General features: G+C 38.2%; 9 protein-coding genes. 5 read left to right on the forward strand and 4 right to left on the reverse strand.

Annotated elements, in window-relative coordinates; all coding sequences use genetic code 11:
- Positions 1–66: 66 nt before the first annotated feature.
- The 4 genes from H6W53_RS01290 to H6W53_RS01305 all read right to left on the reverse strand — a co-directional run bounded on the left by H6W53_RS01290 (position 67) and on the right by H6W53_RS01305 (position 7,095).
- Positions 67–2,514 (reverse strand): ligase-associated DNA damage response DEXH box helicase, encoded by a 2,448-nt coding sequence (locus tag H6W53_RS01290; protein ID WP_228457731.1) that lies wholly within the window; start codon positions 2,512–2,514, stop codon positions 67–69.
- Between the two features lie 191 nt (positions 2,515–2,705).
- The gene (locus H6W53_RS01295) at positions 2,706–4,286 is read right to left on the reverse strand and encodes an ATP-dependent DNA ligase (RefSeq protein WP_185204545.1); all 1,581 of its coding nucleotides are present in this window, start codon (positions 4,284–4,286) and stop codon (positions 2,706–2,708) included.
- A 249-nt stretch (positions 4,287–4,535) separates the two neighbouring features.
- Positions 4,536–5,552, reverse strand: coding sequence for a ligase-associated DNA damage response exonuclease (locus H6W53_RS01300; RefSeq protein WP_185204546.1), 1,017 nt, complete (start codon positions 5,550–5,552; stop codon positions 4,536–4,538).
- A 58-nt stretch (positions 5,553–5,610) separates the two neighbouring features.
- On the reverse strand, positions 5,611–7,095 hold the full coding sequence (locus H6W53_RS01305) for a PLP-dependent aminotransferase family protein (RefSeq protein WP_185204547.1): 1,485 nt from the start codon (positions 7,093–7,095) through the stop codon (positions 5,611–5,613).
- Between the two features lie 65 nt (positions 7,096–7,160).
- Here H6W53_RS01305 and H6W53_RS01310 point away from each other — a divergent pair, with 65 nt between their 5' ends.
- The 5 genes from H6W53_RS01310 (at position 7,161) to bioA (ending at position 12,457) form a co-directional block, all read left to right on the forward strand.
- On the forward strand, positions 7,161–7,787 hold the full coding sequence (locus H6W53_RS01310; RefSeq protein WP_185204548.1) for a hypothetical protein: 627 nt from the start codon (positions 7,161–7,163) through the stop codon (positions 7,785–7,787).
- Positions 7,777–8,886 carry an aminotransferase class I/II-fold pyridoxal phosphate-dependent enzyme gene (locus tag H6W53_RS01315; protein WP_185204549.1) on the forward strand — a complete coding sequence of 370 codons (1,110 nt, stop codon included), beginning with the start codon at positions 7,777–7,779 and terminating at the stop codon, positions 8,884–8,886. The genes H6W53_RS01310 and H6W53_RS01315 overlap by 11 nt, the downstream gene beginning before the upstream one ends.
- Before the next feature lie 149 nt (positions 8,887–9,035).
- The gene (gene bioD / locus H6W53_RS01320; RefSeq protein WP_185204550.1) at positions 9,036–9,674 is read left to right on the forward strand and encodes a dethiobiotin synthase; all 639 of its coding nucleotides are present in this window, start codon (positions 9,036–9,038) and stop codon (positions 9,672–9,674) included.
- Complete coding sequence (gene bioB / locus H6W53_RS01325; RefSeq protein ID WP_185204551.1) at positions 9,671–10,651, forward strand: biotin synthase BioB; 981 nt, start codon at positions 9,671–9,673, stop codon at positions 10,649–10,651. Before bioD ends, bioB begins: the two co-directional genes overlap by 4 nt.
- Positions 10,652–11,185: 534 nt before the next feature.
- Entirely contained in the window at positions 11,186–12,457 is a 1,272-nt protein-coding gene (gene bioA, locus H6W53_RS01330; RefSeq protein WP_185204552.1) for an adenosylmethionine--8-amino-7-oxononanoate transaminase, read from the forward strand.
- The last annotated feature ends 4 nt before the right edge of the window (positions 12,458–12,461 follow it).

A 12,461-nucleotide genomic window follows, 5' to 3' on the forward strand; every position in this document is an offset into this window, starting at 1 on the left:
TTTTTGTGCAGCATCGCGGAACAAAAAAGCGGGAACGGAGGGCGGATTAAGCTGCCCAGATAAAAATTATTTCCCTTTTTTCGCCTGCTGAATAAGTTTTTGAATTCTAGCATCCAGTCCTTCGCTGGAAAGCGTCTGTCGCAAACTGTCCACTTTTATCGGGAAACTCAGCGGGGTAAAAGTATTGGCAAATTTCAGGATTATTTTTGATTTTTCAATCCGTTTAAAGGCTTCCACCAGTCGCTGTTCCTGCAATTGTGCATTAAAAACTTCTGTATACGCCTGTCTTACAAGAAAATGATTCGGATCATAATCTTCAAGAACTTTGAAAATTAATCCTGCCGAACTTTGCAGAGATTTGTTGGAACGCTGTTTTCCTGCATAATTCTGGATCACCATTCCGGAAATGACCGCAATGTCACGGAATTTTCTTCTTGCCATTTCTGCTGAATTGATGCTGGAAATTACATCCGTCATCAGATTTTCCCTGCTCAGAATTTTATGGAGATTTTCGTCATTCAGCGGAATTTCTTTATCGCTGAACAGTTCAAAACCATAATCATTCATCGCCATTGAAAAGGAAATGGGAGCCAGTTTTGAGATTCTGTAGGCAATTAAAGCCGACATCACCTCGTGAACAAGCCGACCTTCAAACGGATACATAAACAGATGATATCCTTCACGGTTTTTAATGAGTTCCACCAGAAATTCGTCCTCTTTCGGGATATGAGAACGTTCTTCCTGATTCATCAGCAAAGGATGCAGAAATTTCAGTTCCTTTTCTGAAGCTTTCGGATTGAGCGCTCCGGATAACTTTTCTCTTAAAAACTGTCCTAAATTTGAGCTTAAAGGCAGTCTTCCTCCCAGATAACTCGGCGCAAAAGCTTTTCCTTTGGCAGCGCGGACAAAAACCGTCATATCTTTAATCATCGCGACTTCCAGAACTCTTCCCGCCAAAATAAATTTTTCATCTTTTTTGAGTTTTGAAATAAAATATTCTTCCACCATTCCGATATAACCGCCGGAAATGAATTTCACTTTCAGCATGGCATCGCTTACAATAACCCCCATATTCATCCGGTGAAGCATGGCAATTTTTCGGGACGTCACTTTATACAAACCGTCCTCCTGAATCACGATTTTATGGAATTCTTCATAGCTTTTCAGTACACTTCCGCCGATGGTAAGAAAATCGAGGATACTTTTCCATTCTTCGTCCGTCATTTCCTGAAAAGCATATACTTTTTTAATCCTTTCGTACAATTCCTGCGGGTAAAATCCGTCACCGACCGCCAAAGTCATTAAAAACTGAACCAAAACATCAAAACACAAAACCTGCGGATCTCTCGGCTCAATCACTTTCTGTTTTACGGCTTCTTTCAAAGCGGCGACTTCAATCAGTTCCAGTGAATGCGTCGGAACACAGTAAATTTTTGAAGTTTCGAAAGGGGAGTGACCGCTTCGTCCTGCCCGCTGTAAAAATCTCGCAACGCCTTTTGCAGAACCTATCTGAATAACGGTATCAACCGGCTTAAAATCAATTCCCAGATCCAAAGAAGAGGTGGAAACGACAGCTTTTAACTTTCCTGAACTTAAGTTTTCCTCGATCCAGATCCTCAAATGAGCATCAATCGAACTGTGATGAATGGCGATCTGTCCTGCAAAATCGGGATAGGCTTCAAGCAACAACTGATACCACATTTCGCTCTGGCTTCGGGTATTGGTAAAAACAATGGTAGATTTCGATTCTAAAATGATAGGAACAATTTTATCGGCTAATTTTGCTCCTAAATGTCCTGCCCACGGAAGAATTTCCACTTCATCCGGAAAAACGGGAAGAATATCAATTTTCTTCTGTTCTTTGGCGGTAATTTTTGTTTTTTTAATATCATACGGAATTAAAACATCCATCGCTTCATCCAGATTTCCGATGGTTGCCGTAATTCCCCAAATTTTCATTTTGGGAACATATTTTGTAAGCTGGGAAATTCCCAATTCCACCATTACGCCACGTTTTGAACCGAGCAATTCGTGCCATTCGTCGACAACGATGGTTTTTATTTCCTTAAAAAAACGTTCGTGATTTTTCTGCCCGAGAAGAAGATGTAAGCTTTCTGGTGTCACTACGAGAATTTCAGGCATATTTTTTACCTGTTGCTGCCGTACTTTCGGATCGGTGTCGCCGTTTCTTACTCCAACTGCCCAGTCCAATCCGATTTCATCAATGGCTTCCTGCATTGCTTTGGCAATGTCTTTGGACAAAGAACGGAGCGGCGTGATCCAGATCATTTTTAAACCTTTTCCATATTGTTCAGGATGGTTTAAAAAGTGGGTTAACAATGCTAAGAAAACAGAAAATGTTTTTCCGAAACCGGTCGGAGCAATGACCATTCCGCTGTAACCGTTCTCGAATTTCTGCCACGTATCGACCTGAAATTTAAAAGGGGAATTGCCTTTGTCCGCCATCCACTGCTGAATGACTTTGAAGCCGTTGGTATTTTCGAAGTTGCTCAAGTTTTAAATGATGTTTTTGTTTTAACGCAGCGAGCGCAAAGATTTTTGATTTCTAATTCTTTATATTTTCGTTCGCGAAGGCACTTCGTTCAGCAAATGATAGCACAAGCCGCGGCTGAGTGAAGCGCCTTTGCGAACGAAATATGTTTTCAAAGTTTTAAATAAAATCCTTGCGATCTTAGCGTTTATAATTACTGTATCAATTTTTTTATTTCTTCCAGATCATCAATTTCATCTACTGTTTTATCTTTTCGCCATCGTAAAATTCTTGGGAAACGCAGTGCCACACCGCTTTTATGACGGTTGCTGAAACCAATTCCTTCAAAAGCAATTTCAAAAACAAGTTCAGCTTTTACAGTTCGAACGGGACCGAATTTTTCAATAGCATTCTTATTGACAAATTTACTGACTTCCATAATTTCCTTATCCGTTAATCCTGAATAAGCTTTGGCGATGGTGACCAGATTATCTTCATTTTTCACGGCAAAAGTGTAGTCGGTGTAATATGCGCTTCGTCTTCCGCTTCCTTTTTGGGCGTAAATCAGAACTGCATCAATCGTTAAAGGACTGATTTTCCATTTCCACCAATCGCCTTTTTTTCGTCCGGAATGATAAGGTGAGTTTTTCTGTTTCAGCATCAAACCTTCGCTATTGATATCCCTTGAATTTTCCCTGATTTGATTTAATTCTTCCCAGTTTTCAAATTCTATTGATTCGGAAATTTTGATATTTTCAGGATTTTCATTCAATAATAATTCTTCCAGCATTGCACGTCTTGCAGAGATGGGTTTATCACGCAAACCATTTCCTTCCAGTTCCAAAAGATCATACGCAAAGACTTCAATCGGAATTTCGGAAAGCATTTTCTTTGTTAATGTCTTTCGATTGAGACGTTTTTGTAATTCGTTGAAATTTAAAACTTTATCGTCTTTTACCGCGAGAATTTCCCCGTCAATTACGAAATTTCCGTTCATTTGCTGAACGGTTTCTGCAATTTCGGGAAACTGTTCCGTTACCAGTTCTTCTCCTCTCGACCAGATAAAGACTTCATCATTCCGCTTAATAATCTGTCCGCGGATTCCGTCCCATTTGTATTCAATCAGCCATTCATCGGGTTTTCCGAGTTCTTCCAAATCTTTTTCCAGAGGATAAGCCAGACAGAACGGATATGGTTTTGAATTATCGGGATTTACATTTTCAGCCGAAATTAATTCCTGAAATGAAGCTTCTGTCGGCTGCCATTTTCCCATCAAACTGTGCATCAATGCGCTGGATTCCTGTCCGGAAAATTTCGTCAGAGCATTAATCAAAGTTTTATCAGAAACTCCGATCCTGAAACTTCCACCCAATAATTTATTGAAAATCAGCCGTTCCGTGTAATCCAAACCATTCCACGAATTCAGGACAAATTCTTTTTTCTCAGCATCCGTTTTTGTTTTTAAGTTGATGATGTCATTCATCCAGTCCGACAAAGAACGTTCAATTTTTTCTGTTGGAGGCGGAAGAATCAGGGAAATGGTTTCGCCTAAATCTCCCACTGAAGAGTAGCTTTCCTGAAACAGCCAGAACGGTAATTCTGTAATTTCCAAAGCCCATTCTTTCATATAATTGGTGTTTACATTCCGCTTGGGTCTTTTGTCTGTAAACAAAGCAATGAACCAGACTTTATCTTCATCAGGCGCACGTTCCAGATAATCAATAATGGCATCGATTTTTGCATTGGTTTTATTGGTGCTTTCGAGAGCATTGATCAGTTCTGCGAAATGTTTCATAAATTTTAATTGGCGTTTTTTAAACGTATGTTAACAATTTTTGGGGCAGCTTAATCCGTCTTCCACTCCCGCTTTTTTGTTCCGCTTTGCTCCACAAAAAGAGCTCCGTTCAAGCCGGGCTGCTTGCAATTCGGCGTTAATTATGATGGGCTATTAACAGGTCGCTCCTACGGAGCTCCGCTTTATTATGCCTTAAATTTTTCTATTAACAGTAAGCTCCTACGGAGCTTTCCTGCATCGCTATAATTATTAGTCTTTAATAATTTCTTTCTCTTTTTCTTCCTCATCATCATCGCCGTAAAGCGTTTCCACCACATCAGATTTAATCCCCATTTCATTCAAATATTTAGAAAAAACTTCAGTTTGTCCGTGCGTGACGTGAACGATTTCAGCTTCAGTGGCTTTTATAGCCTGTAACAAACCTTTCCAGTCGGCGTGGTCGCTCATCGGGAAACCTGCATCGGCACTCCGCCATCGTCTTGCACCGCGAACCTGCATCCATCCGGAACAAATTGCCGTTGCGGCATCCGGAATTTTTTTGATGACATTGGAATCCAGCAAAGCGGGCGGAACAATTACAATATCTCCTGCAACGTGCTTGATGCTTTCCCTAAAATCGGGAATTTCATAATCAGGGAGTACAATTCCCACTTCTTCAAAGGCTTTATTCAGTTTTCCGATCGAGTAGTGGACGTGGATTTTTCCCATTCCCTCCACTGCTTTCATTACGCGTTGTGCTTTTCCCAGAGAATAACCGATGAAAACAGAGGTTTTTTGATTTTCCTGATTTCTGAGCACCCAGTTCTGGAGTTTTTTATTCAGATCCGGAACTTCCAGCCAGTTGTAAATAGGCAGTCCGAAAGTACTTTCGGTAACGAATTCATTGCATCTTACCAGTTCGAAAGGGGTACTCAATCCATCATCCTGAACTTTATAATCTCCTGAAACCACGCTTACATAGCCTTTGTATTCCAGCCGGATCTGCGCGGAGCCAATGATATGACCGGCAGGATGAAGTGAAACTTTTACGCCGTTGATATTGATGATTTCGCCATATTCCACGCTCTGAACTTCAAGATCTTCGCTGATTCTTTTATGCAGAATAGGTTTGGTAAAATGATGACACAAGTATTTCTTCATTCCCCAACGTGCGTGATCGGCGTGTCCATGAGTAATGACAGCCAAATCAACTGGTCGCCAAGGATCAATATAAAATTTTCCCTGTGGACAATAAATGCCTTTATTTGTGAATGTGATAAGTTTCAATGGTGCAATTTTGTTAATTTTTTACATTCAAAAATCTAACCAATATATTTAAAAATCTTTAATGAAGCATCTTTTTCACATGATCCGTTACTATTTCAACCGATTTTTCCATTTCTGTAGTATTCAGGTTTCCAAATCCTAAACGCATGGCGGTTAGATTTTTATTCTGATAAAGTAAGGTTTTAGGAATAAATAAATTGTTTTGCGCACAATTTTTAGAAAGCTGCATTAAATTAATGGAAATTTGCCATTCTGTCCAAACCGCAAGTCCGCCCGACGGTTTTTCGAATTGTATATAATTTCCTAAATTTTGCTGAATGAGATGAATAAAATAATCTCTTCTTTCCTGATAAATTTTTAAAGATTTTTTCAGGTATCGGTTAATTTCTCCTTCGGCAATCATTTCACCCAAAACGTGCTCCATTAAAATATCACCCTGTCTGTCGATAATTCCCAAATGTTTTCTCATTTCAGACATCAGATTTTCGGGAGCGACAATAAATCCTGTCCGGAAACCGGGAGCTAAAGATTTTCCGAAAGAACCGATGTAGATAACCATTCCGTTTGTATCTGCGCTTGCAAGCGGAAGAAGCGGACTTTTGTCGTAATGAAAATCATAATCGTAATCGTCTTCTAAAATGATAAAACCAAATTCATTCGAAAGATTCAGCAGTTCTAATCTGCGCTGTGCGCTCAACGTAACAGTTGTAGGATAATGATGATGCGGCGTAAGATACAGCATTCTCACCTTGTATTGCTGACAAATTTTCCTTACTTCTTCCGTGTTAATTCCGTCATTGTCAATGGACACCGATTTTATTTTCACTCCTGCTTTTTGAAAAATCATGTTCACCGAGAAATAACTCAGTTCTGCAACTAAAACAATATCCCCTTCAGATAAAAGAATTTCCGAAGCAATATAAATGCTCATTTCTGTACTTCTTGTGATCAGAAGATTATTTTTAGAAATAGGCAATCCTCTGGATAATTTTAAATATTTTGAAAGATTTTCTTTAAAAAATTCGCTTCCATCCTGATTGTACTGTCCGATTTTATGTGCTTTTCTTTTTAAGATAGAACTGTAAATTCTGGAATGCTGATCGATCTGAGTTAAGCGGATGTCGGGAATTCCGTCATTAAAAATGTATTCACAATTGGAATATTCAAAAGGATTATCTAAAATATTGGATGTTTTGAAGGTAAATCCTGTTGATTTGGGATAATTTTCGAGCTGAATTTTTTGTAAATTTTTCGATTCCAAAAACTGATACTGGTCTTTTCCGATGATAAAGGTTCCTTTGTTGGGAAGACTTTCCACCCATCCCTGAGAAAACAGTTCTTCGTAGACAGAAACAATGGTATTTCTGTGAACATTCAGCATTTCGCTTAACACTCTTGTTCCCGGAAGTTTGGTTCCGAATGGCAAAAAACCACGTTGAATGGCATTAATAAGCTGATTAGAAATCTGCATATAAATAGAAACTTCGGAATTTCTATTGATTTTAATGAAGCTCTGATAAGGAATTTTAACCGGACTATCCATAATCTCAAAACTGGCACCATGTAACCATCCGGCAATATACTACTTTTGAACCAAAACAAAAAAGAATGGAATTGTACAGTCTTTTAGAAAAAATTATTCAGCAAAATGAAACGCACGCAAAATGGCTGAATACGCTTTCCTTTATGGAAAATGCAGGAGCCAGAAAAATTTCAGCTTGCGAACATCCGACTAACGTAAGTTTAATACAGCTAAAACACGCTGCGGAAGAACATCGCCATGCTTATTATCTTAAAAAGCAGATCCTGAAAATTGATCCCGAAATGTGCAAAACGTACAATAGCAATGAACTTTTAGCCGCAACGGCAACGAGACAATATCTTCATTCTCTCGACGTTAAAGCGTGTAAATATCTTCAGCAAAATTTCAATCTCAGCAAAGAAGAATTAAAATATGCGGCGTATCTGTTTGTAACATATGCTATTGAGGTTCGTGCTGATGAATTATATCCTGTTTATCAGGAAATTCTGACAAAATATACCTCAAAAGTTATGGTAAAATCAATTATTTTGGAGGAAGAAGGACATTTGGAGGAAATGATTAATCAGTTGGACGAATTTTCGGAAGACTGGAAAATTCATGCAGAAATTGTTTTAGAGATTGAAAAATATCTTCATAGCCAATGGATTGATGCCATTTCAAAAGAGATTTTACAGGTAAATTATGCTGAATAATTTTCGCCATTTTCAGGAAGCTTTAGACAAAAGAAAAGAAAACGGAACTTTAAGGGTTTTAAAATCTCAAAAGGAAGGAGTGGATTTTTATTCCAACGATTATTTGGGATTGGCAGGAAATAAAGATTTTCAGCAGATTTTATTAAAAAAAATCAACGAAAATCCGGAATTGCTGAAAGGAAGTACTGGTTCCAGACTGATCAGCGGAAATAGTTTAACTGTTGCTGAAACAGAAGAATGTATAGCCAAAGAACATCAATACGAATCGGCTTTGCTTTTTTCTTCGGGCTATAATGCCAATCTGGCTCTGTTTTCAACGCTTCCGACCCGTCATGATATCATCATTGTGGATGAAAAAATTCATCGTTCCGTTCATGATGCGTGTAGTATGTCAAATGCTAAAAAACTAAAATTCAATCATAACGATGTTGAAGATTTAGAAAGGATTCTGAAAAAGCAAACCGGACTTTCCTATGTTGCGGTTGAAAGCCTGTATTCGATGGACGGAGATATTGCTCCTTTGAAAGAGATCGTAGAAATCACAGCAAAATATAATGCTCTGTTAGTTGTGGATGAAGCTCACGCTTTCGGTGTTTTTGGAAAAGGTTTGGTGAGTGAGTTTAATCTGCGGGAAAAAGTTTCAGCAACGGTTGTAACCTATGGAAAAGCAATGGGAACGCATGGTGCGTCAATTTTAACGAATGATTTAATTAAATCTTATCTCATCAATTTTGCATCCCCTTTTATCTATACGACTTCAGCGCACGATTTTCTGTGGATGAGCATTTTTAGCGGATATGAATTTTTAAAAGCAAACAGTAGATTATCCATTCAACTTCAGGAAAACATTAAAATTTTTCGTGAGCAGAATTTAGTCACTCCGTCTTCTGGAAGCAGCCCGATTCAGGCGATTATTATTCCGGATAATCGTCAGTTGAAAACTGTACAGAATGCTTTATCGGAAAGTGGATTGTTAACGTATGCGGTTTTAAGTCCGACGGTAAAAGAAGGAACGGAAAGACTGAGGATTTGTATTCACAGTTTTAATACAGAAGAGGAAATTTTGAAGTTAACGGGGATTATCAGAGATTTTAGTTAATATAAAAATCAACATCAGTTTGTCATTCCGTAGGAATCTAAGCAATTAAAATTAAAAAAAACACTCTAAAAACGCTGTTTAGATTCCTACGGAATGACAAACTGATGGATATAAATATGGATATAAATATGGATATAAAAAAAGTAAAAATGGAAACACAAAACTCAGGGCAAAAACTCCTTTTCGTCACTGGAATCGGGACAGAAGTAGGGAAAACGGTTTGTTCGGCGGTTTTAACCAAATATTTTGAGGCAGAGTATTGGAAACCGGTTCAGTCCGGAGATCTGGATTACTCTGATACGATGAAAATTAAAGACTGGGTGGGAAAGCATACGGTTTGTCATCCGGAAAGATATCGTTTTAAGCTGGCTGCATCACCGCATCAATCGGCAAAGGAGGAAGGAATTTTGATTGATCTGAATGAATTTAAACTTCCTGAAACACAGAATCATTTAATCATAGAAGGAGCGGGAGGATTGATGGTTCCGCTGAATGACAAAGAATTTATTATTGATTTAATTGAAAAACTGAACGTTCCCGCCGCTTTGGTTGTGAAGAATTATTTAGGCTGTATCAATCATACATTGTTATCTGTTTTAGTTTTAAACCAAAAGAAAATTAAACTAAACTATTTAATTCTTAACGGAAATTTTCCACCAGACACGGAAAGAGTTATTTGTGAAAATATTCCATCAGAAACTGAAATTATAAGAATTCCTGACCTTGAAAATATAACAAAAGAAAGTATAGAAAATATTGCACTACAATTAGAAAAAATAGAATCATGAATAAGAATCAACTAAGAAACGACTGGACGAAGGAAGAAATAGAAGAAATTTACAATCTTCCGCTTCTGGAACTTGTTTATAAAGCTGCAACGGTTCATCGGGAGTGGCATAATCCTGAAGAAGTTCAGATGTCTACATTGCTTTCAATTAAAACAGGAGGCTGTCCGGAAGACTGTTCGTATTGCGGACAGGCAGCGCGTTATCATACGAATATTAAAGTTCAGGCTTTACTGCCGACAGAAACGGTAATTGAACATGCCAAAAAAGCAAAAGAAGGCGGTTCGTCGCGTTTCTGTATGGCTGCAGCGTGGAGAGAAGTGCGTGACAACCGTGATTTTGACCGTGTTATTGATATGGTAAAAGGGGTAAATGAACTGGGATTGGAAGTGTGCTGTACGTTGGGAATGTTAACGGAAGATCAGGCAAAACGGCTTCAGGAAGCAGGTTTGTATGCATACAATCACAATCTGGATACTTCCAAGGAATATTACGATGAAATTATTTCCACAAGAACGTTCGACAACAGAATCAATACGATTAATAATGTAAGAAAAGCCGGAATTACGGTTTGTTCGGGAGGAATTATCGGATTGGGAGAAACGCCAAAAGATAGGATTTCAATGCTTTTAACATTGGCAACAATGCCGAAACATCCGGAATCTGTCCCGATCAATGCATTGGCAAGAGTGGAAGGAACGCCGCTTCAGGATAACGAAAAAACGAATACCTGGGAAATGGTAAGAATGATCGCCACAGCAAGAATTGTAATGCCTTCATCAATGGTTCGTTTAAGCGCAGGAAGAATAGAAATGACTGAATTTGAGCAGGGATGGTGTTTCATGGCGGGAGCCAACTCGATCTTTACAGGGGAAAGAGAAACGCTTCTGGTAACGCCAAATCCGGGTGTTTCTGAGGATATGCAGATGTTGCAGACTTTGGGATTAAAGCCTATGATGAAAGAGAAAACGATGTGTTAAAAAGTGAAAAGTGAATGGTCAATAGTCAATTTTTTTGGATTGTGAAAATAACAATTCACGATTGACAATTCAACATTGAATCATATTCATAATTTTCAATGCTAATTTAAGTATTCATCTATTTACTAATAATATAAAGAATGATTAAACGCAAAGAAAATGTTTTTCTTGGGTAAAAAGTAAAGCAAAGAAATTTCCGTCAGAGACGGACTATGAAACGTTCGCTTAATGGCAGATGAAATCTGCTTGACTTTGCTTAGCTTAAATAGTAATTTAGGAATAGAGTCTTTGCGTTTACAATTTACGATTGATAATTGACAATTCAGCATTGATAAAATAAATATTCTGTTTTAATAATAAGTATAACAAAGAAATTTCCGTCAGAGACGGACTATGAAGCGCTTGCTTAATGGCAGATGAAATCTGCTTGACTTTGCTTAGCTTAAAATATTAACATGGAAATAAAGTCTTTGCGTTTACAATTTACGATTGACAATTCAACATTGAAAAATTAGACATTACAAACAATTATTTATGAATTTACAAGAGCGCGACAGAGCCGTCAACTGGCATCCTTACACGCAGATGAAAACAGCGGAAGATGCAATCCCGATCGTGAAAGGAAGCGGAATTTATTTGTACGATGAAAGCGGAAAAAAATACATCGATGCAGTAGCTTCGTGGTGGGTTACGCTTCACGGTCACGCGAATCTTTACATTGCACAAAGAGTTTCTGAACAATTAAATACGCTGGAGCAGGTTATTTTTGCGGGATTTACACACGAACCAGCCATTAAGCTTTCTGAAAATTTATTAAAGCTGCTGCCTGAAAATCAGGAGAAGGTTTTTTATTCGGATAACGGTTCTACTGCGGTGGAAGTGGCGCTGAAGATGTGTATTCAGTTCTGGCATAATCAGGGAAAAGAAAAGACGAAAATTCTGGCTTTTAAAGAGGCTTATCATGGTGATACTTTCGGAGCGATGTCGGTGAGCGGAAGAAGTGTCTGGACAAAACCTTTCGGGGAAATGCTTTTTGAAGTAATCTTTATTGATGCGCCGACTTCTGAAAATATTGAGGATCTAAAATCCATCATAAAAAATCATGCTGAAGAAATGGCTTGTTTCATTTACGAACCGCTGATTCAAGGAGCCGCGGGAATGTTGATGCACAAAGCCGAAGATTTATCAGAACTGATGAAATTTTGCAGAGAAAAGGGAATTTTAATGATTCAGGACGAAGTTTTTACAGGTTTCGGAAGAACCGGAAAGCTGTTTGCGGCAAATTATCTTTCGGAAAAACCAGATATCATGTGTTTTTCAAAGGGATTAACAGGCGGAACAATGCCGATGGGAATTACGACTTCTTCACAACAGATTTTCGACGCGTTTTTGTCGGAAGATAAATATAAGACGTTATTTCACGGTCATTCTTTCACGGCAAATCCTTTAGCGTGTACAGCGGCTTTGGCAAGTATGGAATTGCTTTTGAAAGAAGAAACGCTGGAAAAAATCAATCTAATCAGTCAGAAACATTTTAATTTTTCTCAAGATTTAAAAAATCATCCGAAAGTTGAAAATGTAAGACAGACCGGAACGATTATCGCCTGGGAAATTAAGAATGATGAAAAAACATCCTATTTTAACGAAATCGGGAAGGTTTTGTATCGTGAATTTTTAAAAAGAGGAATCATCATGCGTCCTTTGGGAAATGTGATGTATCTCGTTCCGCCTTACTGCATTACGCCTGAAGAACTGGATTTTGTGTATCGAAATATTCTTGAAGTTTTGGATGACTTCAGTAATTAATTGA

Source organism: Chryseobacterium sp. C3 (assembly GCF_014218905.1).
Taxonomy (GTDB): domain Bacteria; phylum Bacteroidota; class Bacteroidia; order Flavobacteriales; family Weeksellaceae; genus Chryseobacterium; species Chryseobacterium mucoviscidosis.